The sequence below is a fragment of the Ruegeria lacuscaerulensis genome (assembly GCF_013031245.1).
GTDB classification, from domain to species: Bacteria; Pseudomonadota; Alphaproteobacteria; order Rhodobacterales; family Rhodobacteraceae; genus Ruegeria; species Ruegeria lacuscaerulensis_C.
This window is the reverse complement of sequence record NZ_WPZL01000001.1, coordinates 468993-493305: the sequence shown is the minus strand read 5'-3', so window position 1 is coordinate 493305 and position 24313 is coordinate 468993. Positions and strand designations below refer to the sequence as shown.

General features: G+C 58.3%; 31 protein-coding genes and 1 tRNA gene. 18 read left to right on the top strand and 14 right to left on the bottom strand.

What is annotated here, in order from left to right; all coding sequences use genetic code 11:
- From GOX66_RS02465 to GOX66_RS02455, 3 genes are read left to right on the top strand one after another with little or no spacing between them, the layout of a single operon-like run.
- Window positions 1-1374: an L-serine ammonia-lyase gene (locus tag GOX66_RS02465; protein ID WP_170759229.1), complete on the top strand. Its 1374-nt coding sequence runs from the start codon at window positions 1-3 to the stop codon at window positions 1372-1374.
- Between the two features lie 36 nt (window positions 1375-1410).
- The gene (locus tag GOX66_RS02460; protein WP_170759227.1) at window positions 1411-1821 is read left to right on the top strand and encodes a GFA family protein; all 411 of its coding nucleotides are present in this window, start codon (window positions 1411-1413) and stop codon (window positions 1819-1821) included.
- Window positions 1822-1861: 40 nt separating this feature from the next.
- Window positions 1862-2776 carry a DMT family transporter gene (locus tag GOX66_RS02455; protein ID WP_170759225.1) on the top strand — a complete coding sequence of 305 codons (915 nt, stop codon included), beginning with the start codon at window positions 1862-1864 and terminating at the stop codon, window positions 2774-2776.
- Here the strand turns inward: GOX66_RS02455 and GOX66_RS02450 are convergent.
- Window positions 2721-3407, bottom strand: a complete 687-nt coding sequence (locus GOX66_RS02450) for a thiamine diphosphokinase (protein WP_237212430.1) — start codon at window positions 3405-3407, stop codon at window positions 2721-2723. The genes GOX66_RS02455 and GOX66_RS02450 overlap by 56 nt on opposite strands.
- Window positions 3408-3550: 143 nt before the next feature.
- On the opposite strand from GOX66_RS02450, the gene GOX66_RS02445 reads away from it, so the two are divergent.
- Window positions 3551-5266: a hypothetical protein gene (locus GOX66_RS02445; RefSeq protein WP_170759221.1), complete on the top strand. Its 1716-nt coding sequence runs from the start codon at window positions 3551-3553 to the stop codon at window positions 5264-5266.
- 194 nt (window positions 5267-5460) lie between these two features.
- Here the strand turns inward: GOX66_RS02445 and GOX66_RS02440 are convergent, their stop codons facing one another.
- From GOX66_RS02440 to nthA, 5 genes are all read right to left on the bottom strand, one after another.
- The gene (locus GOX66_RS02440; RefSeq protein ID WP_170759219.1) at window positions 5461-5703 is read right to left on the bottom strand and encodes a DUF2842 domain-containing protein; all 243 of its coding nucleotides are present in this window, start codon (window positions 5701-5703) and stop codon (window positions 5461-5463) included.
- Window positions 5703-6998, bottom strand: coding sequence for an adenylosuccinate synthase (locus GOX66_RS02435; protein WP_170759217.1), 1296 nt, complete (start codon window positions 6996-6998; stop codon window positions 5703-5705). The genes GOX66_RS02440 and GOX66_RS02435 overlap by 1 nt, the downstream gene beginning before the upstream one ends.
- A 99-nt stretch (window positions 6999-7097) precedes the next feature.
- Complete coding sequence (locus GOX66_RS02430; RefSeq protein WP_170759215.1) at window positions 7098-7433, bottom strand: nitrile hydratase accessory protein; 336 nt, start codon at window positions 7431-7433, stop codon at window positions 7098-7100.
- Window positions 7430-8107, bottom strand: a complete 678-nt coding sequence (gene nthB / locus GOX66_RS02425; RefSeq protein ID WP_170759213.1) for a nitrile hydratase subunit beta — start codon at window positions 8105-8107, stop codon at window positions 7430-7432. Before nthB ends, GOX66_RS02430 begins: the two co-directional genes overlap by 4 nt.
- The gene (gene nthA / locus GOX66_RS02420; protein WP_170759211.1) at window positions 8104-8718 is read right to left on the bottom strand and encodes a nitrile hydratase subunit alpha; all 615 of its coding nucleotides are present in this window, start codon (window positions 8716-8718) and stop codon (window positions 8104-8106) included. Before nthA ends, nthB begins: the two co-directional genes overlap by 4 nt.
- 151 nt (window positions 8719-8869) lie before the next feature.
- Here nthA and secG point away from each other — a divergent pair, with 151 nt between their 5' ends.
- The 10 genes from secG to GOX66_RS02370 all read left to right on the top strand — a co-directional run bounded on the left by secG (window position 8870) and on the right by GOX66_RS02370 (window position 17151).
- Complete coding sequence (gene secG, locus GOX66_RS02415; protein ID WP_170759305.1) at window positions 8870-9235, top strand: preprotein translocase subunit SecG; 366 nt, start codon at window positions 8870-8872, stop codon at window positions 9233-9235.
- A 160-nt stretch (window positions 9236-9395) separates the two neighbouring features.
- Window positions 9396-11039, top strand: coding sequence for a CTP synthase (locus GOX66_RS02410; protein ID WP_170759209.1), 1644 nt, complete (start codon window positions 9396-9398; stop codon window positions 11037-11039).
- Window positions 11040-11142: 103 nt separating this feature from the next.
- Window positions 11143-11916 carry an isocitrate lyase/PEP mutase family protein gene (locus tag GOX66_RS02405; protein WP_170759207.1) on the top strand — a complete coding sequence of 258 codons (774 nt, stop codon included), beginning with the start codon at window positions 11143-11145 and terminating at the stop codon, window positions 11914-11916.
- Between the two features lie 123 nt (window positions 11917-12039).
- On the top strand, window positions 12040-12489 hold the full coding sequence (locus GOX66_RS02400; protein ID WP_170759205.1) for a tellurite resistance TerB family protein: 450 nt from the start codon (window positions 12040-12042) through the stop codon (window positions 12487-12489).
- Window positions 12490-12509: 20 nt separating this feature from the next.
- On the top strand, window positions 12510-12947 hold the full coding sequence (locus GOX66_RS02395) for a tellurite resistance TerB family protein (protein ID WP_170759204.1): 438 nt from the start codon (window positions 12510-12512) through the stop codon (window positions 12945-12947).
- The gene (locus tag GOX66_RS02390; RefSeq protein WP_170759203.1) at window positions 12944-13696 is read left to right on the top strand and encodes a PhnD/SsuA/transferrin family substrate-binding protein; all 753 of its coding nucleotides are present in this window, start codon (window positions 12944-12946) and stop codon (window positions 13694-13696) included. The genes GOX66_RS02395 and GOX66_RS02390 overlap by 4 nt, the downstream gene beginning before the upstream one ends.
- A gap of 125 nt (window positions 13697-13821) precedes the next feature.
- A complete protein-coding gene (locus tag GOX66_RS02385) occupies window positions 13822-14598 on the top strand; it encodes an ATP-binding cassette domain-containing protein (RefSeq protein ID WP_170759202.1) in 777 nt (258 codons plus the stop codon).
- A gap of 32 nt (window positions 14599-14630) precedes the next feature.
- The gene (locus GOX66_RS02380) at window positions 14631-15380 is read left to right on the top strand and encodes a transporter substrate-binding domain-containing protein (protein ID WP_170759201.1); all 750 of its coding nucleotides are present in this window, start codon (window positions 14631-14633) and stop codon (window positions 15378-15380) included.
- A gap of 80 nt (window positions 15381-15460) precedes the next feature.
- Window positions 15461-16348, top strand: a complete 888-nt coding sequence (locus GOX66_RS02375) for an ABC transporter permease (protein ID WP_170759200.1) — start codon at window positions 15461-15463, stop codon at window positions 16346-16348.
- Window positions 16345-17151: an ABC transporter permease gene (locus GOX66_RS02370; protein WP_170759199.1), complete on the top strand. Its 807-nt coding sequence runs from the start codon at window positions 16345-16347 to the stop codon at window positions 17149-17151. Before GOX66_RS02375 ends, GOX66_RS02370 begins: the two co-directional genes overlap by 4 nt.
- A 107-nt stretch (window positions 17152-17258) precedes the next feature.
- On the opposite strand, the gene GOX66_RS02365 is transcribed toward GOX66_RS02370, so the two are convergent.
- Window positions 17259-17335: transfer RNA gene (locus GOX66_RS02365), tRNA-His, on the bottom strand.
- A 47-nt stretch (window positions 17336-17382) separates the two neighbouring features.
- Window positions 17383-17865, bottom strand: coding sequence for a GNAT family N-acetyltransferase (locus GOX66_RS02360; protein WP_170759198.1), 483 nt, complete (start codon window positions 17863-17865; stop codon window positions 17383-17385).
- A 77-nt stretch (window positions 17866-17942) separates the two neighbouring features.
- On the opposite strand from GOX66_RS02360, the gene GOX66_RS02355 reads away from it, so the two are divergent.
- The gene (locus GOX66_RS02355) at window positions 17943-18131 is read left to right on the top strand and encodes a DUF6324 family protein (protein WP_170759197.1); all 189 of its coding nucleotides are present in this window, start codon (window positions 17943-17945) and stop codon (window positions 18129-18131) included.
- Window positions 18132-18135: 4 nt separating this feature from the next.
- Here GOX66_RS02355 and GOX66_RS02350 read toward each other — a convergent pair whose 3' ends face one another.
- Window positions 18136-18567 (bottom strand): MmcB family DNA repair protein, encoded by a 432-nt coding sequence (locus GOX66_RS02350; protein WP_170759196.1) that lies wholly within the window; start codon window positions 18565-18567, stop codon window positions 18136-18138.
- A gap of 115 nt (window positions 18568-18682) precedes the next feature.
- On the opposite strand from GOX66_RS02350, the gene GOX66_RS02345 reads away from it, so the two are divergent.
- Together GOX66_RS02345 and GOX66_RS02340 are read left to right on the top strand one after the other, a co-directional pair.
- The gene (locus tag GOX66_RS02345; protein ID WP_170759194.1) at window positions 18683-19003 is read left to right on the top strand and encodes an ArsR/SmtB family transcription factor; all 321 of its coding nucleotides are present in this window, start codon (window positions 18683-18685) and stop codon (window positions 19001-19003) included.
- Window positions 19000-19425, top strand: coding sequence for an SRPBCC family protein (locus tag GOX66_RS02340; RefSeq protein WP_170759192.1), 426 nt, complete (start codon window positions 19000-19002; stop codon window positions 19423-19425). Before GOX66_RS02345 ends, GOX66_RS02340 begins: the two co-directional genes overlap by 4 nt.
- Window positions 19426-19641: 216 nt before the next feature.
- On the opposite strand, the gene GOX66_RS02335 is transcribed toward GOX66_RS02340, so the two are convergent.
- The 5 genes from GOX66_RS02335 to GOX66_RS02315 all read right to left on the bottom strand — a co-directional run bounded on the left by GOX66_RS02335 (window position 19642) and on the right by GOX66_RS02315 (window position 22860).
- Complete coding sequence (locus GOX66_RS02335; RefSeq protein ID WP_170759190.1) at window positions 19642-19947, bottom strand: hypothetical protein; 306 nt, start codon at window positions 19945-19947, stop codon at window positions 19642-19644.
- A gap of 59 nt (window positions 19948-20006) precedes the next feature.
- On the bottom strand, window positions 20007-20489 hold the full coding sequence (gene nusB, locus GOX66_RS02330) for a transcription antitermination factor NusB (RefSeq protein WP_170759188.1): 483 nt from the start codon (window positions 20487-20489) through the stop codon (window positions 20007-20009).
- The gene (locus GOX66_RS02325; RefSeq protein ID WP_170759186.1) at window positions 20486-21037 is read right to left on the bottom strand and encodes a 6,7-dimethyl-8-ribityllumazine synthase; all 552 of its coding nucleotides are present in this window, start codon (window positions 21035-21037) and stop codon (window positions 20486-20488) included. Before GOX66_RS02325 ends, nusB begins: the two co-directional genes overlap by 4 nt.
- A gap of 2 nt (window positions 21038-21039) precedes the next feature.
- The gene (ribB, locus tag GOX66_RS02320; RefSeq protein ID WP_170759184.1) at window positions 21040-22161 is read right to left on the bottom strand and encodes a 3,4-dihydroxy-2-butanone-4-phosphate synthase; all 1122 of its coding nucleotides are present in this window, start codon (window positions 22159-22161) and stop codon (window positions 21040-21042) included.
- Window positions 22162-22272: 111 nt separating this feature from the next.
- Entirely contained in the window at window positions 22273-22860 is a 588-nt protein-coding gene (locus GOX66_RS02315; protein WP_170759182.1) for a riboflavin synthase, read from the bottom strand.
- Window positions 22861-22998: 138 nt separating this feature from the next.
- On the opposite strand from GOX66_RS02315, the gene GOX66_RS02310 reads away from it, so the two are divergent.
- Window positions 22999-24297 carry a capsule biosynthesis protein gene (locus GOX66_RS02310; protein WP_170759180.1) on the top strand — a complete coding sequence of 433 codons (1299 nt, stop codon included), beginning with the start codon at window positions 22999-23001 and terminating at the stop codon, window positions 24295-24297.
- Window positions 24298-24313 lie beyond the last annotated feature (16 nt).

The window sequence follows — 24313 nt, the reverse complement described above, 5'->3', positions numbered from 1 at the left end:
ATGTTTCTATCTGTCTTCGATATGTTCAAAGTGGGCATCGGCCCGTCTTCGTCTCACACCATGGGGCCGATGGTCGCCGCAGCGCGGTTTCTGGATCTGATGCGAGCATCTCCGTTCGAATTTGCGGGATTGCGCGGGTCATTGCATGGTTCGCTGGCCTTTACAGGGGTCGGACATGCGACGGATCGTGCGACCATCCTCGGACTGGCCGGTTTCGTGCCGGACACCTATGACAATGATAAGGCCGAGACCGCGCTGGCCGAAATCGCAAAGACACATTCGGTCACACCGGAAGGGCTGCCCACCCTGAAATTCGACCCCAAGGCTGATCTGATTTTTGACTACGACAACAACCTGCCGGGACATGCCAATGGCATGATCCTGATGGCGACCGACGCGCAGGGCGACGTGATCCTGCGGCAGGTCTACTATTCTGTCGGCGGCGGCTTTGTTCTGACCGAAGAGGAGCTGGCCGAGGGCAAAGACACCAATGACGGCCCGCCCGTGCCCTTCCCGTTCCATTCGGCCGCCGAAATGCTGGAGATGGCCAAGGACAGCGGCAAGAGCATCGCTCAGATGAAGCGCGAGAACGAAATCGCGCGTGGCTGTGCCAACAGTTTCGCCAAGGGTACTGCCCGCCTGTGGGAGGTCATGAACAACTGTATCGAGCGCGGCCTGAAGACCGACGGCATCCTGCCCGGCGGTCTGAACGTGCGCCGCCGCGCCAAGGGCATTCACGATGCGCTGCTGGCCGAACGCGGCATGAACCTGAACGCGCCGCACACCATCAATGACTGGATGAGCGTCTATGCCATGGCGGTGAACGAAGAGAACGCAGCTGGCGGTCAGGTCGTCACCGCCCCTACCAATGGGGCGGCTGGCACGATGCCAGCGGTTCTGCGCTATTATCTCGACCACGTGCCCGGCGCATCGGAAAGCCATGTTGAGGACTTCCTGCTGACGGCAGCCGCCATTGGCGGTCTGGTCAAATACAACGCTTCGATCTCGGGTGCCGAGGCAGGCTGTCAGGCCGAAGTCGGCAGCGCGTCGGCCATGGCCGCCGCCGGTCTGTGCGCCGTGATGGGCGGTACACCTGAACAGGTGGAGAACGCCGCCGAGATTGCGCTGGAGCATCATCTGGGCATGACCTGCGACCCGGTTGCCGGGCTGGTGCAGGTGCCCTGCATCGAACGCAATGGTCTGGCGGCGATCAAAGCCGTCTCGGCGGCGTCACTGGCGCTGCGTGGCGACGGGCAGCATTTCGTACCACTGGACGCGGCCATCGAAACCATGCGTCAGACCGGCCTCGACATGCACGAAAGATACAAGGAAACATCTCTAGGCGGACTGGCGGTGAACGTGCCGAACTGCTGATACTGCGACGCAGGGCGCACGATTGTGAGGAGTACCATGCGAGGTCATTGTCTTTGCGGCACCGTCAGGTTCGAAATTGACCCTCCGGTCCTGTCCTGCGTGACCTGTCATTGCGACAGTTGCAGGCGGCAATGCGCGGCTCCGATGACGACTTATTTCGGTGTGCGCGACGGGCAATGGCGCTGGACCGGGGAAACGCCGAGGACCTTCAACTCGTCCCCCGGTGTCGAGCGCAGCTTTTGCCCCAACTGCGGCACGCCGATCTCGTTCCGTTCGAAATCCATGTCGGACGTCATGCACCTGTACGTGGCGACGCTGGAGGACCCAAATCTGCTGGAACCCACGCTACACGTGGCGCATGAGGAAATGCTGCGCTGGCTGAAACTCGATGACGGCCTGCCCTGCTGCATCGGACCGGATTACACCAAGATCCAGCCCCTGCCCTAAACGCTTTCCACCAGGCGGCAAAACCCGTAGCGTCGCGCTCATGACCCAGGATCGCCCTATCTTTGGCATCGTATTGATGATTGGTTTCTGCCTTCTCGCACCACTGGGGGACGCAATGGCCAAGGTATTGGGCGAGACGACACCCATCGGCATGCTGGTGTTTGTCCGGTTTGCCGTTCAGGCGCTGATCTTGATCCCGTTGGTCGCCCTAACCGGTCGAACCTTGCGGATACGGGGCCGGTTGTTGAGGCTGACGGTCATTCGCACCGTTCTGCACATCGTCGGCATTGCCGCGATGTTCAGCGCCTTGAAATTCCTGCCGCTGGCGGATGCGATCGCAATCGCCTTCGTGATGCCGTTCATAATGTTGGTACTGGGCAAATACGTGCTGGACGAAGAGGTTGGGATGCGACGTCTGATCGCCTGCGCCGTAGGTTTTGTCGGTACAATGCTTGTTATACAGCCGAGCTTTGCTCAGGTTGGTGCAGCAGCACTTCTGCCGCTCGTCGTGGCATTGGTCTTTGCCCTGTTCATGTTGGTGACACGGCAGATCGCCAAAGAAACCGACCCCATAGCCCTGCAGGCGGTGTCCGGCTTCATAGCAACTGTCCTGCTGCTGCCTGTTCTGGTGGTCGGGACATTCGGAGATGTCTGGGAGTTGTCGCTGATCACTCCGAAAAGCGACAGCCACGGCCTGCTGATCGCGATCGGACTTTTGGGAACCGTCGCGCACCTGCTGATGACCTGGTCGCTGCGCTATGCGCCTTCGGCGACGTTGGCGCCAATGCAATATCTTGAAATACCGGTCGCTACCCTGTTTGGCTGGCTTATCTTTCATGACCTGCCTGACGGGATTGCGGCCGCCGGCATTGCGATCACCATCGCCGCTGGCCTGTATGTCATTCTGCGCGAGCGGGCCAGCGCCCGGTCTGCCCCGACAGAAACGCCTGCATGACCTGATCCAGAGCGTACCGAGGCAACATGACCAACAAACCAGGCCCGTCCATCTGCAGCTCGACCTCGGCCAGTGCCCGGTTGGACGTTCCAACCTGCCCATTGGGTTCGAATACCAGATTGTCGATTGGCCACTCCAACCCTCTGCTTCGCCCTGTTGCGCGCAGAAACGGAAACAGTGAAACGGGATCGCCGGGAGTAACGTTGAACACGATCCGAGGCGGCGCGTGAAAAACGACCTCACGTTCGCCCAACAGAATACAGGGCTGATCCTGGCGTCGAACCAGCGTATTGAGAACTGCCAGCTGGTGGTCCAGCCGCCCGCCCAGAAAACCGGCCCCCAACACCAGCGGCGCGTCGATACTGCGCAGGGCCTTGTCGAAATCCGTGCTGTCCTGTTCGCGTATCTGAAAAAGCCGGTCTACGGGAACCCTTTCGCGATACCTGCTTTCGAGCGAATCGAAGTCACCGATAACAGCGTCGGGAATGCGGCCCGAATCCAGCACCGGGGCGGCTCCACCATCCGCCGCCACGACCGTATTGACGCGAATCAGCACCAGATCCAAATCAACTGGCCCGATTTGACCGCCCCCGACCAACGCGATTGGCTCTTCCGAACGCACAATTGGCATATTTTTTATTTGATTGATCATTTTTCCCGGATTTGGACACATTGAGACCACAAAATGATAGGTTCATGCAAAGAGTTCCGAGTCAGTGGGTTACCCTTCGCCGGGTTAGTTGGCTCTCGTAGTTTGTAGAGGACGTGCGTCTGATGGTACAGAATAACAAGGTTTTGACAGTATCTTATGGAACCTTCTCGTGCACTTTGGAAGGCTTTGACGATTCTTTCGAGACGATGAAAGCAATTGCCGAATACTTCCGTGACCTGGCAGCAGATGACCGCTACTTCGGTTCTGAACCGCCTCAGCCCGACACCGAAATGCTGACGCGGATCGCTCAGCGCGATGCCTCTAGAAAAGTGGAAGCCAGTCAAAGTGACTCCGGCCTGCTTATCCGTGCAACGGAAGACGCCGCCTCGCAACCGGGTGCCAGTGCAGCGGACCTGAATGTCGTCAATACACCACAAACCACCCCTCCCCCCTCGCACGCTCCACAGCCGTTCTTCGCCGAAGCTGAACCTGTTGAAGAACCCTCACCCCCTGCTGCAGACAGCATCGCAGCCAAGTTACAGCGGATACGGGCTGTCGTTTCTCATTCCGAGGAAAACTCGGTCATCTATACCGAAGATGAAGAAACAACTATGAAAAGCGCCGGCCCCGTTGACGCTGTCGCTGCCGCCTTTGAAGCCGGTTCGCTCAACCCTGCTGATCTGGACGGCCGAACAGATACAGACGCGGATGCAGAAACTGCTGAAGATGCCCCTGTTGAAGCTCTGGCAAACACGACCGCGGTGGAACCGGACGAAGAGCCCGTCGAAGCTCTGGATGAAACGCAGGACGTCGCCGACACACTGGTCGAATCCGCAATGCCTCAAGACCAAGAAGAAGAGCAAACGAATGCTCCCGTATCGGAAAGCCAGCTGACAGAACTGGCCTTGGAAGAGGATGAGCCTACCGAAACACTGGAAGATCAGGACGAGGAAGTCTCTGCCCTTTCCGATATACTGTTTTCAGACATCGACGAAACTGAAGAGCCCGAGCCCGAAGACGAAGATCTAATCAATATCCTCAGTGATGAGGCCTCAGACGATGCCTCCGATAAGATCGAAGAAGGCATCCTGACAGAAGAGGACGAGATCCACTTGCTTAGCGAGATTTCGAGCGTGGAAACCGTTTTGGCAAACCGCGCGGCCGACCCCGCGCCCGACGCATCTAGCATGGATCAGGATGTATTGCGACTGATGGATCAAGTGGGCGAGCAATTGGACAAACCGGAGGCCAGCAACAAGCGGGAAACCTATTCGCATATGCGCGCGGCGGTTGCCGTGACCGAAGCTGAGCGCAATGACGCAGGTGGTAACAAACAAGATGATAAAGATCAGGGCTTTCGTGATGATCTGACATCGGCAGTGAGTCCCCGTCGCCCCGAGGTTCAGGTGACCAGCATGCGCCCGGAAGCCGTTGCAGCAGCGCCGCTCAAACTGGTGGCAGAGCAGCGCGTGGACAACCAGGACGGAGACACGGGGCCGGTCACACCCCGGCGCGTGACAACAGACTCGGAAGACGAAGCGGCTGAGGAAGGTGGTTTCGCCCTGTTCGCCCAGGAGCAAGGCGCACAGTCTCTGCCGGACCTGCTGGAAGCCGCTGCAGCGTACCTTTCCTTCATCGAGGGGCAGGAACAGTTCTCTCGCCCGCAGCTGATGAACAAGATCCGCTCGCTCAAGCAGGATGACTTCAACCGCGAAGAAAGCCTGCGCTCCTTCGGTCAATTGCTGCGCGACGGTAAAATCGAAAAAGCTGGCGGAGGGCGATTTGCGGCCTCGACCCAGATCGGGTTCCGCCCGGACGACGAGCGCGCCGCCGGTTAAACCTCAAAAGAACCAATTTACGATGGGCCGAAGATTTTCTTCGGCCCTTTTTCATTGCACAGGTAGATTGACGCCCTTGCTATTTCAGATGGGCTTGCGCGCACGATCCTGAGTTTGCTCCTGCTAGGTCGGGGCGTGAAGTATCACCAGAAATGGATCGCCGTCGCCACACCCAACTTAGACAGGAGGTGCATTTATTCTGGGGGTTGATCGGGATCTTCCTTACCAACACCCTTGAAAACGAACTTGAAGGGCAAGGCCCAAAGGATGCCCAACCCGACATAAACCAGCAATTCCAGCCAGATCGGTGGACGGTCGAGCCAGTTCACGACCGTCACAACCGCCACAATGTAAGCGGGCAGCCCAATCAGCAACAGCACCAGCGACCAGCGACGGCGCGCTTTATAGCTGAGGCCGGTTTTCCCGTCGTCGCTCATTAGTCAGCAAAGGGGTCGGTCACCAGGATGGTGTCGTCCCGCTCCGGGCTGGTGGACAGAAGTGCAACGGGGCATTCGATAAGTTCTTCAACCCGGCGCACGTATTTGATCGCGTTGGCGGGCAGGTCCGCCCAGCTACGTGCTCCTTCGGTGGACTCGCTCCATCCGGGCACTTCTTCGTAGATCGGCTTGCAGCGCGCCTGTTGGTCAGCAGCTGTGGGCAAGTAGTCCAGACGTTCCCCGTCCAGTTCATAACCCACGCAAATCTTCAGCGTCTCAAAACCGTCCAGAACGTCCAGTTTGGTCAGAGAGATGCCGTTTACGCCACTGGTCGCGCAGGTTTGGCGCACCAGACATGCGTCGAACCAGCCACAGCGGCGCTTGCGTCCGGTGGTGGTGCCGAATTCATGGCCGCGCTCTCCAAGGCGCTGCCCGTCTGCGTCGTCCAGTTCGGTCGGGAACGGGCCTTCACCCACGCGGGTCGTATAGGCTTTGACAATCCCCAGCACGAAATCGATCGAACCCGGGCCGATCCCCACACCTGTGGCCGCCTGCCCTGCGATCACGTTGGACGACGTCACGAACGGATATGTGCCGAAATCGATGTCCAGCAGCGCACCTTGTGCCCCTTCGAACAAGATGCGCTTACCTGCCTTGCGCTTTTCATTCAGAACTTTCCAGACCGGAGCGGCAAACGGCAGGATTTGCTGTGCGATCTCTTTCAACTGAGCGATCAGCGCATCCCGATCGACAGGCTCGATGCCTAGGCCTTTGCGCAGCGGATCGTGGTGCTGCAGCGCACGGTCAACACGCGCCTCAAGAGTCGCCTCGTCGGCCAAGTCCGCCACGCGCACGGAACGGCGGCCAACTTTATCTTCATAAGCCGGGCCAATGCCGCGCCCGGTTGTGCCGATTTTGGTGCCCTTGCTGGCAGCCTCTTCCCGCGCGCGATCCAGTTCTCCATGGATCGGCAGGATCAGTGGCGTGTTCTCGGCGATCATCAGCGTTTCGGGCGAGATATCGACACCCTGCGCACGGATCGTTCCGATCTCTTTGATCAGATGCCAAGGGTCCAGCACAACGCCATTGCCGATCACGCTCAGCTTGCCACCGCGCACAACGCCCGAGGGCAGCGCGTGCAGTTTATAGACCGCGCCATCGATGACCAGCGTATGACCAGCATTATGCCCGCCCTGAAAACGCGCGATCACGTCTGCCCGCTCGCTGAGCCAGTCGACGATCTTGCCTTTTCCTTCGTCACCCCACTGGGCGCCGACAACAACCACGTTGGCCATATCCGGTCCTTCTGCGCTGAGTTATCAAACCCGGCTCGTATAGCGAGGGGAAAGCGGCAGGGAAACCGGTAATTCGACGCAGTTGCCCGGATCCGGGGTCTACTCGCCCGTCAATCGCACCGGTTCGCCATGCGGGGTCGTCAGATAGGCGTCTTCCCAGGCATCCCGCAAGGCGTTCACATCGTCTGAAGGGGCTGCGCCCTGCTCGGCAAGCAATGCCTCGAGTGTTTCCAGCCAAGCGAAAAAGTAATCGTCGCCACCGTTCAATTCTCCATTCAATCCGTGGCGTTTCAGGGTATTGGAAAACCGCGCCGCCCATTCCGGCCAGTCAAAACGTCCGGCCTCGTTCAATGCCACCGTCACAGCGAATACCTGCGCGTGCCACGGCTGGGCAAAAGCCGGTTCCGGGGCGGAATGTGCGACGCAATCGGTCATGCGGGTTCCAGGTAGCTTTGCCAGAGATCCAGAACCACTTCGTCACCCGGATGCTCGGGGTTAGTCCAAAGTTTAGACGCCGGAAAAACCACGGCGTAAAGCGGTTCGGGGGCCTCTCCTAACCTGTGCGCGCTTGAATCTGGCAAGACGTGCGTTCCGTGTACCTTCAGAATGCGCCCCTTTGCGCCGGCCGCATAGATTGGCAACCGCGTGTGCCCGCCATCGACAAGTCGATTGACCGCCGGACGGGCTGTTACGACCTCTTGCCCAATATCGAATTTCACCGGCGCATTTGATGGCCGATCCGCAGGACCACCCTTTGCGAGAACGCTTGCAACCGCTTCGGCCTTCATTGCGCGATCTGCCAGAGGGTGCTTTCCGCCCACGTCGGCACCGCGCAGATCATCTTCGCTCAGAACGCCGCTTTCGACGAGCAGATCGGCCAGAGCTGAAATCCATTTCTCGTAATAGGAAAACCGTGTGTAATCCTTGGGCGACAGCTTTTCGCGCGCGTGGCGCGATATGTCGATATTCCATTGCCCGAGCGATCCCGCGGCGAGTGTTATAGCCAACGCCCGCGCGTGCCAATCCTCGGCAAAAACCGGAGCATCCTCGGGTTCGGGTTGAACCGCTCCATCACCGAATCGACCTCCCATATCGTGCACACGGGTCATGATGGCACCTTTGGCAAACCCGTGCCGATCATGCTGTCACGCGTGACTAGTGCGGCCAGCTCATCTTCGCTCAGTCCATCACTCCCCTCAGGGCGCATTGGCAGAACAAGGTAGCGCACCTCAGCCGTCGAATCCCTTACACGCACCGAAGTCTCCTTGGGCAATGTCACGCCAAACTCAGCCAGCACTTTACGCGGCTCGCGCACGGCCCGTGCACGGTAGGCATCAGATTTATACCAGCCCGGAGGAATACCCAGCAGCGGCCATGGATAGCAGCTGCACAGTGTACACACGACCAAATTGTGCTGTTGGGGTGTGTTTTCCACCACCACCATATGCTCACCCTGGCGCCCGTAAAATCCCAAATCGGCCACCACCGGCGTCGCATCCTCAAGGAGCGCGCGTTTAAAGTCCGGGTTGCCCCAGGCCTTTGCGACGACGCGAGCGCCGTTCTGAGGGCCGATCTTGTTCTGATAGGTGTCGATAATCTCATCCAGTGCCGCCGGATCAATCAAACCCTTGCGGGTCAGAATCGTCTCGAGCGCTTTGACTCGGAGCGCAGGTTCTGGTGGCAGCAGGGCGTGCGGGTGGTCGTGATCGTCATGTGGCATAGGGCGCAGCCTGCGTTACCACCTGCCTGACTGTCCAGTCTCTTTGATGTGATACTGCGCATCACATGTCATGATGCCAACTCCTCCCTTGCCCCCGCAGGCAAACTTGCATAAGTACCACGCGATACACGCCACGCTGTACAGGACCACCATGGAAAACGTCGTTCTCATCATCCACCTTCTTTTGGCTCTGGGCCTGATCGCCGTTGTCCTGATGCAGCGGTCCGAAGGCGGTGGCCTTGGTATGGGTGGCGGCGGCGGTGGTGCCATGACGGGCCGCGCTGCGGCGACCGCATTGGGCAAAGTCACGTGGATTCTGGCCGCGTGTTTCATCGTAACCTCGATCACGCTGACCATTCTGGCGGCGCAGAAGTCCTCGGGCAGTTCGGTCATCGATCGTCTGGGCGTACCGGCCCCCGCACCGACCGAAGAAAGCACACCGGCGGTTCCGTCGACTGACGATCTTCTTCCTCCGGCACAGGGCGATAACGCGCCGCTAATTCCGCAGGCGAACTGATACACAAAACCTAGAAACTTGGAGGAGAACTGCAACAGCATCTTGCGGTTCTCTTGCGCTATTGGCGCGAATCCTTTATACGTGAAGTCCCGTGATGCAGCGGTTTTTTCAAGACCGCCGGGCAGCTGATAATGACGTCTCACGGGAGCAGCCGAAAAACATGGCGCGTTTTATTTTCATCACTGGTGGTGTGGTTTCGTCCTTGGGCAAAGGACTGGCTTCGGCGGCGTTGGGCGCCTTGCTGCAAGCCCGGGGATACTCGGTGCGTCTGCGCAAACTGGACCCCTATCTGAACGTCGATCCGGGCACGATGTCACCGTTCGAACATGGCGAAGTATTCGTCACCGATGACGGGGCCGAGACCGACCTGGACCTGGGCCACTATGAGCGCTTCACCGGTGTTGCCGCGCGCAAAACTGACTCGGTCAGCTCAGGGCGGATCTATTCGAACGTGCTCGAGAAAGAACGCCGCGGTGACTATCTGGGTAAAACCATTCAGGTCATCCCCCACGTCACCAACGAGATCAAGGATTTCATCGCCATTGGCGAGGATGAGGTTGATTTCATGCTGTGTGAAATTGGCGGCACCGTCGGCGATATCGAAGGTCTGCCCTTTTTCGAGGCCATCCGCCAGTTCAGTCAGGACAAGCCACGCGGCCAGTGTATCTTTATGCACCTGACGCTGCTGCCCTACATCAAGGCATCGGGTGAGCTGAAAACCAAGCCGACTCAGCACTCGGTGAAAGAGCTGCGGTCGATCGGCCTGGCCCCCGACATTCTGGTTTGCCGCTCCGAAGGGCCGATCCCGACTAAAGAGCGCGAAAAGCTGGCGCTGTTCTGTAATGTCCGCCCCGACAGCGTGATTGCGGCGCAGGATTTGTCCACCATCTATGACGCACCGCTGGCCTATCACAAGGAAGGTCTGGATCAGGCGGTCCTGGACGCATTCCAGATCAGCCCCGCCCCCAAACCCGATCTGGCCAAATGGGAAGACGTCAGCGACCGCATTCACAACGCTGAAGGTCAGGTCAAGGTCGCCATCGTCGGGAAATACACGCAGCTCGAAGACGCCTATAAGTCGATTGCCGAAGCACTGACCCATGGCGGCATGGCCAACCGCGTGCGGGTCAAGGTCGAATGGGTCGATGCCGAAATCTTCGATACCGAAGACGCCGCGCCGCATCTGGAAGGGTTCCACGCCATCCTTGTTCCCGGAGGGTTCGGCGAGCGCGGCACCGAAGGCAAGATCAAGGCCGCTCAATACGCCCGGGAACACAAGGTACCCTATCTGGGTATCTGTCTTGGTATGCAGATGGCGGTGATTGAGGCCGCTCGCAACGCGGCTGGAATCAGAGAGGCAGGCTCGGAAGAATTCGACCATGAGTCTGGGAAAAAGCGTTTCGAACCTGTGGTTTACCACCTCAAGGAATGGGTGCAGGGCAACCACAAGGTCGAGCGCAAGGTGGGCGATGACAAAGGCGGCACAATGCGTCTGGGCGCGTATAACGCCGTATTGGCCGAGGGCTCGAAAGTCGCCGAGGTTTATGGTGGCACCAATATCGAGGAACGTCACCGTCACCGGTATGAAGTGGACATCAAGTACCGCGAAAAGCTGGAAAAAGCGGGGCTAAACTTCTCGGGCATGTCGCCGGATGGGCGACTGCCGGAAATCGTCGAATGGTCGGATCACCCGTGGTTCATCGGCGTACAGTACCACCCGGAACTCAAATCCAAACCGTTTGACCCGCACCCGCTGTTCCGCGATTTCGTCCGCGCAGCGAAAGACAGCTCACGCCTGGTCTGACGTCGGACGGGTCACTGCATTGTGACGGTCGGTGCGAAAAAACCTGTACGCGCCGGCCATTTACACGGTTAACTGTCGTCAGCACAGCGACAGGAGACCGGCCATGACCAACCAGACCACCAAAGCGGAAGCCTTTGCAGCCCTGCACAAAAAGGGTGATCCGGTCATTCTTTACAACATCTGGGATCCGGGCAGCGCAGGCGCTGTGCGCGATGCTGGCGCCAAGGCAATCGCCACCGGCAGCGCCCCGGTTGCGATGGCGCAGGGATATAGCGATGGCCAGAACATCCCGTTGGACGCCGCGCTGAATAACGCCCGCCGGATTGTAGCTGCCGTTGATCTGCCGGTGACGCTGGATTTTGAAGGGGCCTATGCCGAGGACGTACCCGGTATTGCCACTAACGTACAGCGTGCACTTGAAACCGGGGTCGTCGGCTTCAATTTCGAAGACCAAATCGTTGGCACCAATGATCTTTACGACATTGAAATACAAGAAGCGCGCGTTGCCGCAATGCGTGAAGGGTGCGACGCGGTTGGAATCTCTGCCTTTATCAACGCGCGCACCGACATTTTCCTAAAGGCCAAACCTGACACTCATGACGACGCAATGCTGGACGATGCCATTGCCCGCGCCAAAGCCTATGCCGAAGCCGGTGCCAGCGGGTTCTTTGCTCCGGGCCTGAAGGATGAAGGCATGATCGCCCGGCTGTGCGAATCGACCGACCTGCCGGTCAACATCATTGCCCTGCCCGGTACGCCCGACACCGCGACGCTGGCATCCCTTGGTGTCGCGCGCATCAGCTATGGTCCTGTACCTTACCGGCAGATGCTGGGGTGGTTGCATGAACAGGCGAAACAGGCGATTCAACCTGGCTGACCACTCGCAAAAAAAGATTACATTTCAGTGCGATCCTGTTCCGACAGGCGATCATTTGATCATTGACGTCATGACAGGTAGTCCGTGCTTGGCGGGCCACAAAAGATGGAATAACCTCACGGCATGTTGAAAAAATTTTTTCAGGCCTTTCGCCCGCCGCAACACGACAATCTGCCCGACCCGGATGCTGAACTTGCTCTGGGCGCGCTCATGGTACGCGTGGCTCAGGCGGATCGGGACTACAAGCTGGAAGAAATCAGCCTGATCGACCGCATCCTTGCGCGGCTCTATCAGCACAACGCGATCGAGGCCGCCAAGGTCCGGGCCACGTGCGAAAAACTGCACGCTGCGGCCCCGGATACCGACACGTTCGGAAAGTTGATCCGCGAAACAACCGACCTGCAGGAGCGTCTGGCCGCTCTGGACGCCCTGTGGGAGGTCGTTCTGGCCGATGGCAATTCCGACGAGGGCGAGATCAAGATCGTGGAAGAGGCACGCATTGCCATGGGTCTGAGTTACAACGACAGTAAGACCGCGCGTGAACGAGTGCAAAGGCGCTTGGAAGAGCGTTAGACGCCATCTATATCTAACGCATGTTCAGTGATTTCCTGTCCCGGCTGACTCAGCCGAAGCCCGACCCACTTGCCGATGATGACGCCCGCCTTGCCCTGACGGCCCTTTTGGTGCGCATCGCTCGGTCCGACAATGACTATGCCGATAGCGAGATGGCCCGAATCGACCGGATTTCGGCCGAACGCTATGGCTTGTCCCCGTTCGAGGCCGCGGCTCTGCGCGCCCGCGCCGAGAACCTCGAGGCCGAAGCACCGGACACCGTCCGCTTTACCCGCGCCATCAAAGAGGCCGTTGCCTATGACGACCGGCTTGCCGTGGTACAGGCCCTATGGTCAGTTGCTTTGGCCGACGGACACAGAACGGGGGAAGAGGATTCGCTTTTGCGATTGGTGGTCAGCCTGCTGGGCGTCAGCGACGTGGATTCGGCCCTGGCCCGTCAAAAAGCTGCCAAGTCGTGATTGCAATGCTGGGCATGTACGACATGCCCGCGGTGCGGTCTGCCAATGATCGCTTTTGGGCGCTGATTCGCGGACACCTTGGCTATGGGCCGGAACAGCTGACCCGAGACGCCGATGTCTGGGAGGTGTGGCAGAACCCTGACCTGATTTTTGCCCAAACATGTGGAATGCCCTATCGCACCCGTCTGCACGGCAAGGTACAATTGGTTGGCACGCCCGACTATGGATTGGTGGATTGTCCGCCGGGCTATTACCGCTCAGTCTTTGTTGCCCGAAAAGACGACTTGCGTGATCTGGATCAGCTTGCTGATGGCACTTTTGCCTACAACGAAGCGCTTTCTCAGTCTGGCTGGGCGGCTCCCATGGTTCATCTGACCAGGCATAGCCGTATTCCCGACGCCATTCTGGAAACCGGCGGCCACGCATTGTCAGCGCAAGCTGTCATAGAGAAGCGCGCCGATTTTGCGTCGCTGGACGCCATGACCTGGGAATTACTCAAGGGACATACCGATCTGGGCACAGCTTTGCGCGAAGTGGCGGCGACCAATCCGACGCCCGCCCTGCCCTACATCACGGCCAAAGGCCAAGACGCGCAGACCATCACCCATGCCGTCCGGGCGGCTATCAGGGACCTTGCGCCTGCCGACCAGGATTTGTTGCGCATTCGCGGGCTGATCGATATCCCGCCGGGCGACTATCTTTCGGTTCCCAATCCGCCTGAAGCCACGATCGGTATGCTTAACACCTGACCGATTTGGCTAAGACGTCTGGTCAAATTGACGGATTCAGAACCCGAACGTGTCAATTGCGCATTGCATTGCCCCGAAATTTAAGCCCTAGTACCGCACCAACACCAATAACACCTGGACCACCCGTGACAGATTCCACTCCCGTAATCGAGATCAAGAACCTCCACAAAAGTTTCGGCAACCTGGAAGTGCTGAAAGGAGTTGATATTACGGCGAGACGCGGGGATGTAGTGTCCCTGATCGGATCGTCCGGCTCGGGCAAATCGACCCTGTTGCGCTGCTGCAATCTGCTGGAAGACAGTCAACAGGGCGAGATCCTGTTCAAGGGCGAGCCCGTGCGCTGGGCCGGCAACCTGCATCACCGCCGCCCTGCCGATCCAAAACAAGTGCTGCGTATTCGTACCAACCTGTCGATGGTTTTCCAGCAGTTCAATCTTTGGGCCCATATGACCATCCTGCAAAACGTGATGGAGGCTCCGGTCACCGTACTGGGCCGCGACAAGGCCGAGGTTGAGGACAGTGCCCGCAAGTATCTGGAAAAGGTTGGTATCGGTGACAAGTGCGACGTCTATCCGGCACAGCTTTCAGGTGGTCAGCAACAACGTGCCGCCATCGCCCGCGGCCTGTGCATGGAGCCCGAGGCGCTGCTGTTCGATGAGCCAACCTCGGCGCTGGACCCCGAGCTGGAACAGGAAGTCATCAGGGTGATCAAGGATCTGGCCGCCGAAGGCCGCACCATGATCATCGTGACCCATGACATGAAAATGGCCGCCGATATCTCAAGCCATGTTGTTTTCCTCCATCAAGGTCTGATCGAAGAAGAGGGTCTGCCAGAAGATATTTTCACCACCCCTGAATCCGCACGGCTTCAGGGCTTTCTCTCCGCCACCAAGGCGGCATAAATTCAGGACAGAACCAAAAAGGGGAGTAACCAATGAAAAACCTGATTCTGACCACTGCAGCACTGGCGCTAACTGCCGGTATTGCCATGGCCGACACCGTGCGTATGGGCACTGAGGGCGCCTACCCTCCGTATAACTTCATCAATGATGCCGGTGAAATCGACGGCTTCGAGCGTGAAGTGGGCGACGAGCTGTGCAAACGCGCCGGTCTGGAATGCGAATGGGTCAAGAACGATTGGGACTCGATCATTCCGAACCTGGTCTCGGGCAACTACGACACCATCATCGCCGGCATGTCGATCACCGACGAGCGCGACGAGGTCATCGACTTCACTCAGGATTATTACCCGCCAACTGCATCCGCTTATGTCGCAACCTCTGATGCGGCCGACGTTACCGGTGGCGTGGTAGCGGCGCAAACCGCGACCATTCAGGCCGGCCACGTGGCCGAGTCCGGCGCGACCCTGGTTGAATTCGCAACCCCCGAAGAAACCCTTGCAGCCGTCCGTAACGGCGAAGCGGACGCCGTTTTGGCCGACCGCGACTATCTGGTCCCGCTGGTCGAAGAATCGGGCGGTGAGTTGGTCTTTATCGGCGACCCGGTTCCTCTCGGTGGCGGCATCGGCCTTGGCATTCGTGAATCGGACGCCGAATTGCGCGGCAAGTTCGACGCAGCCATCACCTCGATGAAAGAGGACGGCACGCTGAACGAGATGCTCGTAAAGTGGTTCGGTGACGGAATCGCCACTTACGGCACCGACGGTTCGGTCGTCACCAACTGAGCACTTTTCCGAAGGTTCGGCGCCCGGCGCGCCGGACCAACCCCGGCTGAACGCTGGGCCTGACGTTCGAAAGACGCCTGATGTTTTCGTTTTGCGCTGATCCCGATACACTCGGCACGTTCCGATGGTTCTCGTGCTATCTGACCAACGGCGTCCACTGGTCGTTCTATCTGTCCTTTCTCAAAGTTCTTGGGCTGTTGGCGGTTACCGCACCCGTTGCGCTTAGTTTTGGTTTCGCTGGCGCAATGGCCGCGCGGTCGCACTTCCTGCCGCTTAGCTGGCTGGGCAAGGGATACATCGCCATCGTGCGCGGAGTTCCGGACATCGCTTTTTTCCTGTTCTTCGTGATCGCACTTGATCAGGCCTTTGAATGGACACGCCACAGGGTTCTTTGCCCCGACTGGACCGACCCGGTTCGACAGGGCAACGATTTCATTGTTTGTCAGGCGGCAAAACTTCCCTTGGGCAGCGCGCCTGAATGGGCGCATGAGACCTACGGGTTCTTTCTGGCGGTCATCACATTTTCCATCGTTTTCGGTGCCTTCGCTGCCAACGTTCTGTTCGGCGGCATGCGCGCCGTACCGCATGCGCAACTCGAGACCGCCGAAGCCTATGGAATGACCCGCCGCCAGACCTTTTGGCGGGTTCTCGTACCGCAGATGTGGGTCTATGCCCTGCCCGGCTTGTCGAACCTCTGGATGGTATTGATTAAGGCCACGCCGCTACTGTTCCTGCTGGGCATCGAAGACATCGTGTACTGGGCGCGTGAACTGGGCGGAACCAAGACGTCCAAATTCACGCAATACCCACATGGCGACTGGCGCATGTGGTACTTCCTGTTCCTGCTGGCCTTCTACCTCGGTATGACGCGCGTGTCGGAAATCGGACTTGAAGGCCTGATGCGCCGACTGTCCCATGGTCAGGCAACCTCGGGCGGAGAACTGCTGCGCAAGGAGACCACGCAATGAGCTGCTTGCAAACCATACAGGATTACGGCCTGCGTTCGATCGGTATTGGCGAGCGCCTGCTGCCCAGAAACGATTTCACCCTGTGCGAGCAGTTCACACTGATCGGATCGGGCATGATCTGGAACGTTTATTTTGGCGCCATGGCGTTGGCGACCGGCTTTTTTCTGGCCACCGCACTTGCCGTCGGCAAGGCGTCTACAAACAAATGGCTGCGTAAACCCTCGGAATGGTTCATCTTTATCTTCCGCGGCTCGCCGTTGTTCATCCAGTTCTTCTTTGCCTATTTCTTCTTCCTTTCGCTGAAGAAATCATACCCGATGTTCGACGCGTTCACCGCCGCATGGCTGGGCGCGCTGATCGTGCTGTTCCTGAACACGGCCGCCTATTCCGGTGAAATCTTCTATGGCGCGCTGCGGTCGATCCCCAAGGGCGATATCGAGGCAGCGGACGCCTATGGCATGTCGGGCTGGGCCCGGTTCCGCCGGATCATATGGCCCACCATGCTGCGACTGGCATGGCCCGCCTACACAAACGAGGCGATCTTTTTGTTCCAATCCACCACGCTGGTCTTCTTTTCTGCGTTCCCCGCCTGGCAACAACGTGGCGACGCTCTGTATTATGCCAGTTATTTCGCGGACAAGACGTTCAATCCATTTGTCCCCTACCCGATTCTGGCCTTCTACTTCATCCTGCTGACACTGATGATCGTTTGGGGCTTCGGCGTTATGAACAAGCGCCTGAACAGGCACCTCCCAACAGCACAAAGGGCCAAGATGCGGTTCCGCCTGAATCTGGCGCGGTAAGTTCTGCCACCTACGATGCGACAAGGCGGGCTTGCGTTTGCAGGCCCGTATTTTACGCGCACAAACAACCAAATGCGGCGCTTGAATACAAAAAGCTTTGAGGGAGATGGTACCGCCTCCCTGGCTTGAACAGGGGACCTCTGGATCCACAATCCAGCGCTCTAACCAACTGAGCTAAGGCGGCACTCGTGAGGGGCGATGTACCGAACGTGCCCACGGAATGCAAGAGGATTAAAGCCGAATTTTCCAGCTTTGTTCGACAAGATCGACACCAAAAGAATGGACATCCCTGCTCTCTGTCAATTGCCAGCCTGTCGCCTTGTAAAGCCCACAGGCGGCCCTATGGCTTTCGTGAGTCCACAGCTTCATTTCCGTGAAACCTGCGCCGCGTGCGAAATCCATGCACGTGTCCAGCATGCGTTTTCCTAGACCAAGCCCACGAACCTCTGGCACGAGCAGAAAAAGCCTCAGCTTCGCCGTCTGGTCGTCCAGCGCTACACAAAAGATACTGCCCAGCCTTTCCCCTGCACGCTCGGCGATCCATCCGCCTTCGCGAGCCGGATCGTGTGAAGAGACATAGCCATCCAGAATGCGCCGGACCAATTTCGCGAAGGATGCGTCAAACCCTTCATCACGCTCGTAGAGCCTGCCGTGCTGCTCTACGAGCCACTGAGCATCTGCAGCGCGAAATGGTCTGATCAGAACGTCGTCCATGCTTCATCTGACCGCAAAGGCGGCTTGATTCTCAACCCTTTGCGCGCTAGCACAAACGCTCAGTCCCGGAGGCGAAAATGGGCATCAACACCGAACGCGACATTCAGGCGAACCTGCAAATCGGCCCCACCGATCACGGTATGGTGCGGCTGTTCATTGAGGCGGATGGCCTCGAGGTCCCCATGGATTTTGAACCCGAAGAAGCCGAAGAAATCGCAGACGAAATTCTTGCGGCTGCACAAGCCGCCCGCGCGGTAAAACCCTGACCGTTCAGATTTTGGGGTCGCGCAGCGCCTGCAACCTACGTGCCGCGTCGGTTGCAAATTTCTGGATCATTTTCTTACGTCGGGCCGGAGCAACCTTGTCTTCCGGTGCCATTCGAACGATCTCGGCATCGTAAGCATCTGCAATGATCAGGCCGGTTTCTTCGGGCAACAGATCAGTCGGGAACTCGGTGTCGACGGCCCAGAAAAAGCGATCGCACCATTCCATGTAACCCTGCCATTTGGAATCGGACTGGTAGTCGGCACGGCTGGATTTACATTCGACCACCCACAGCTCTCCCTTTGGGCCCAGTCCCATGACGTCAACGCGCAACCCGCGCGTTGGTACAAATTCCTCAACAGAAACAAAGCCGTGCGTCGAAAGGTGGCGTGAAACACCACGCGCGAGCTTTTGTCCGGGCTGCATATCCAGTGTCATATGTGGAATGTGAACAATTCGTGAACAAAAATCAAGCACCGCATTATTCTTGACATGATACCTTTTGGTATTGCATTAAATATAACACCAAAAGGTATCACTAATGGGGTGACGAATGCAGACTCAGATTCAAAATGCGTTTCGAGCACTTGCTGACCCGACCCGCCGAGACATCGTGCAGATGCTCGCCGCGCAGGACATGACCATCGCGCAGCTGACGGACCAATTCGATATGACCCGTGCTGCCGTGAAAAAGCACCTGACCGTGCTGTCTGATGGCGGGCTCATTACAGTTGAGGCGCGTGGTCGGGAACGCATTAACCGGTTGGAACCGAAAGGGATGGCCCCTGTTCTGGACTGGTTCAACTATTTTGATCAGTTCTGGGACGACCGCCTGAACAATCTGAAAGAAGCCATTGAAAGGAAAAAGAAATGACGAATTCAATTCTGCAAAAAACGATCTTTCTGCGGGCCGAACCAGAGACCGTCTGGGCCTATTTGACCGATCCCGACCGGCTGGCCGAATGGTTCCACAAACCTGAACGCCCCTTGGCCGCCGGGCAAAAGCTTGAAATGTTCGGAACCACAAGCGGCGATCTGTTGATTTGGGGGGAGGTTCGCGTGGCCCGCCCGCCGGAATACCTGGAATATACTTTCACCGTCAAACCCATGGGCGACGCTGTCAGCGTGGTGAAATGGACGCTGGAGCCCGTCGCCGGTGGAACACGCCTTGGATTGCAACACGAAGGTCTGCCGCAAAGCGCTGATGCCTTTGGACTTATCCTGTCACTCGACAAAGGCTGGGACGAGCATTTTGGCAAGATGCGCACCGCATTGCACGAAACAGTTGATGCCTGACCCCTTGTGCAAGCCCGCCATACACCCTACTTAGGCGCGTGGCGGGTTCTGCCCTTCTTGTGATAGGTAGCATTCTGGTGGCCTTAAGCAATTCCGAGGGGGCTGGCTCTGTTCAGGTCCTGGCCTGATTACCTGGCGCCCACCTGTACATACAGGTCCTCGGGAATCACACCGCACGGTTGACTGGCGGTCCCGCCACATTTTCCGGAAATGGGATTACTTCGCTGACGGCGCGCCCTGACGAATCGCAGCAGGTTTGAAGCTGTGCACGACAGGCAAACCACGGCGCGGGCCGCCCGGCTTTTCCGCCAAGCTCATGATCGCATAGGCAAACTGGACACTGGCAAAAACGATCCCGTTCATGAACCAGATCATGAACAACGCGACCAGACCGATATCCGACCCGGTGATCAAGCTGCGCAGATTGGCCACGTTCAGCGCCAACAGCACCCCGACAAATATGGCCGAGATGACAAAACCCCATGCAACCTGAGTGATATACAGACGGACCAGCTTTGGCATAACGGACCTCCTTGCGCTCTGATATTCATTTTAGCGCATGTCTGCTCGCGGTAAAGGCGTCAGAACGCCTCGGGCTTTGCCTCGCGCGCCATGTGATCCAGCACGGCGTTGACAAATTTGGGCTCTTTGCCTTCCGGGAAAAAGGCGCGCGCCACGTCGACGAATTCGGTGATGACCACCTTGGGCGGCGTATCGCCCTGCGTCAGTTCGGCCCCTGCTGCACGGAAGGTAGCACGTAGCGTCGGGTCGATCCTCGCGATCGGCCATTTCGCGACCAGAGCCCGGTCGGTCATCTGGTCGATCGGCGCCTGATAGTTCACTGCATCCTCGACCAGCTTGCGAAAGACCCGGATATCGCCGTCCAGCATTTCTTCGCCCTCATAGACAGCGCCGAACCGGTGATCCAGAAACTCATTCACGACGGCTTCCGTCGTCTGCCCCGACTGTTCCATCTGGAACAGCGCCTGCACGGCGTAAAACCGAGCGGCGGATTTCATCAGGCGTTTCTGGTTGGCCGGTTTCGGCGCGTCTGTCTGGGTCATGCTGTCGTGGGTCCGTTGTTGTCGCCCGCCACAAGGATGGACTCGGACGGGGGCTTGAAGCCAACGCCCTTTTTAGAAGCGCCCCACTTACGGCTGAGTGCAATCAGATGCAAGGCCGCAGCGGCCGCTCCGCCGCCTTTATTCATCTTTTCGGGGTTGGCGCGCACTTCGGCCTGATCGTCATTTTCAACGGTCAGGATACCGTTGCCGATGCACATCCCCTGAAGACCCATCAACTGAATCGCGCGGCTGGAATCGTTGCAGACAGTTTCATAATGCGTGGTCTCGCCACGAATGACGCAGCCAAGCGCGACATAGCCATCATAATTGCACTGCCGGTCAGCCATGGCGATGGCAGTGGGGATTTCCAGCGCGCCGGGTACTTCAACCACGTCACAAGTGCCACCCGCCGCTGCGATCTCGGCCTTTGCACCGGCAACCAGATTGTCGGCGATAGCGCGGTAGAACGGAGCCACAACGATCAGCAGCTTGACCGGTTTGTCGAATGTCGGTGTCGGCAGCACGCCGTGTTTGTCTTGTTCAGCCACGATCAGTCATCCTTGAGAATGGAGCGGGTTCCGACGATGGACAGACCAAAGGCGTCGAGGCCCAGATATACGGTTTCCGGCGAGTCGGTCAGCAGCACCAGTTCCTGAATGCCCATCTTGGACAGGATCTGCGCGCCCAGACCGGTTTGCTTGATGGTCCGCGGGCCTTCGTCCTCGGCCGCGTACAACGAGTTGCGAGGCTGACGGAACAGACACACCACGCCGCGCCCTTCGGCGGCAATCTTTTCCATCGCGCGGGGCAATTCTTTGGGCGACTTCGGGCCTAGACCCAGAATGTCCGGCGCTTCGTGCAGCGCGTGCGTGCGGGTCAGAACTGGTTCGGGCGTGGTGACATCGCCTTTGACCATGACCACATGTTCGATGCCGTGCGTCTGATCGGTGAAGAGACGCATCTCCCACTCGCCGCCATATTCTGAATTGACGACCTCACGAGACGTCTCGACCACCAGATTGTCATTGCGTGAGCGATAGGTAATCAAGTCACTGATCGTGCCGATCTTCAGGTCATGCTCTTTGGCAAAGGCCACCAGATCGGGCAAGCGCGCCATGGTGCCATCGGGTTTCATGATCTCGCAGATCACGCCCGAGGGGTTCAACCCCGCCAACCGCGATATATCGACCGCCGCCTCGGTATGGCCGGCGCGCACCAGTACCCCGCCCCGCTTGGCGCGCAGCGGGAAGATGTGGCCGGGGGTGGCGATATGCGCCATCGTGTTTTGTTCGTTGATCGCAGTCGCCACGGTCAGCGCCCGGTCGGCGGCCGAAATCCCGGTGGACACGCCTTCACGCGCTTCGATTGATACGGTGAACGCTGTCTCGTGTCGCGAGGAATTATTCACAGCCATCATCGGCAGCCCCAGCGCGTCGACCCGCTCGGCGGTCATAGGCAGGCAGATCAACCCGCGCCCGTGAGTGGCCATGAAGTTGATTGCATCGGCATCGGCGAATTCGGCCGCAATAACCAGATCGCCTTCATTCTCGCGATCTTCGTGATCGACCAGAATATACATCTGGCCTTTGCGTGCCTCTTCGATAATCTCTTCGATCGGGCTGATCGCATTGCGCAGCTGGGCTTCGACGGGTCCGGGAGTTTCAAAGCTCATGAGGCAGCCTTTCACAGAGCAAGTTTGATCGGGTGGATAGACTACCACGCGTTCAATGACCAGACCGCATGCGGCACAGGCCGGTCAGGTCGCGACGTCGATATAGGCCGCTCAGGACATCTCAGCCAGACGGGCGACATAGCGGGCCAGCGTATCGATTTCGAGATTAACGCGGTCGCCGACAGAAACATCACCCCAGGTCGTCACTTCCTTGGTGTGCGGGATGAAGTTGATCCCGAAATCGCATCCATCCACATCATTGACGGTCAGCGAGGTCCCGTTCAATGCAACGGACCCTTTCGGAGCGATAAATCGGGCCAGATCCTTGGGCGCGCGCAGGGTGACGCGGGTGCTGTCGCCTTCGTCCTGTACCGCGATCACTTTGGCCACGCCGTCCACGTGCCCCGATACAATGTGCCCGCCCAGTTCGTCACCAACCTTAAGGGCGCGTTCCAGATTGACGCGTTTGCCAACCTTCCAACTGTCCAGATTAGTCTTTGATACGGTCTCGGCGCTGATCTGAACGTCATACCAGTCGTCGCCCAGAGTGATCACAGTCAGACACACACCGTCACTGGCAATCGAAGCGCCAATATCAATGCCCGCCGTGTCATAGGCCGTTTTGATGCGGGCCCGCAGATCGCCTTGCTGATCCAGCTCGGTGACGGTGCCGATATCGGTGACGATCCCTGTAAACATTCCGCTAACCCTTAGTTCCTAACCTAGCCCAGTGTTCAAAGCCGAGGTAAGCCCAAGCAGCCCGACGGGCAAGCCCCACCTTGCCCGGAATGGTCCAAACGGGCATAATTTCATCAAAGAACGATAAGAGCAGAATTGATGTCTTCACCCGCCAAAGGCCTGCAACGCCGCGTATTCCTGTTCTTGCAGGGTCCACATGGCCCTTTTTTCAGCGGGCTGGGGCGTATGCTTCGGTCATCAGGTGCCGAGGTCTGGCGCGTCGGTTTCAACGCAGGCGACCAGGCGTTTTGGTTCGACGGGTCGAGCTTTATTCCATTCCGCGACGACCCCAGGCGCTGGCCCGAAACACTAGCCAATCTGATCGACGAAAAAGGCGTTACGGATATCGTCCTTTATGGTGACACCCGCCCGGTTCACGCCCGCGCGGTGGACGTTGCGCGGGACAAGGGTGTTACGGTCCACGTTTTTGAAGAAGGGTATCTACGCCCTTGGTGGGTCACGTATGAGCGGTCTGGCTCAAACGGAAACTCACGCCTGATGTCTCTGGACGTCGACCAGATGCAGCACGCGCTCGACCAATCAGCGGTACAGACGCCGCCACCGCCGTCGCATTGGGGGGATATGCGCCAGCACATATTCTACGGCGCGCTCTATCATTGGTTCGTGCTGTTTCTGAACGGGCGCTATCGAAATTTCCGACCACATCGGGAGTTACCTGTTTCAAAGGAATTCAGGTTGTATTTCAAGCGTCTGGCGCTCATGCCATTTCACAGGATCCAGCGCCGCTGGGCCACGGAACGTGTGCGCAGAAACGGGTCCCCCTATCATCTGGTCCTGCTGCAATTGGGCCATGACAGTTCGGTTCAATCCCATTCGGACTATTCCTGCATGTCGGACTTTCTGGAACAGGTGATCAATGGGTTCGCGGCAGGCGCGCCGACGCATCACCGACTGGTGATCAAAGAGCATCCGCTGGAAAACCACCGCGAACCCCTGCGCCGTCGCGTACGGCAGATGGCGCGGGAACGGGGAAATGCGGACCGGGTTCATTATGTTCCGGGCGGCAAACTCGCCAGGCTTCTGGACGATGCCAACTCCGCCATCACGGTTAACTCGACCGCAGGTCAACAGGTATTGTGGCGGGGCATCCCGTTGCGCATTTTCGGCAGGTCGGTCTACGACAAGCCTGAGTTCGTGTCACGCCAACCGCTGGCGGAGTTTTTCGCCTCCCCGATGCCGCCGGATCGAGACGCGTATCAAACCTATCGCCAGTTTCTTCTCAAGACGTGTCAGGTGCCTGGCGGGTTTTATTCTCGCAGGGGCCGTCGGCAATTGCTGCGAAGCGTGGTTGACATGATGCTGAATGCGAAAGACCCCTATCAATCTGTCCTGACCCACAAAGAGGCGCTGACGCCACAGTTGAGGGTCGTTGAATGAGGCAGACGGGTTGATG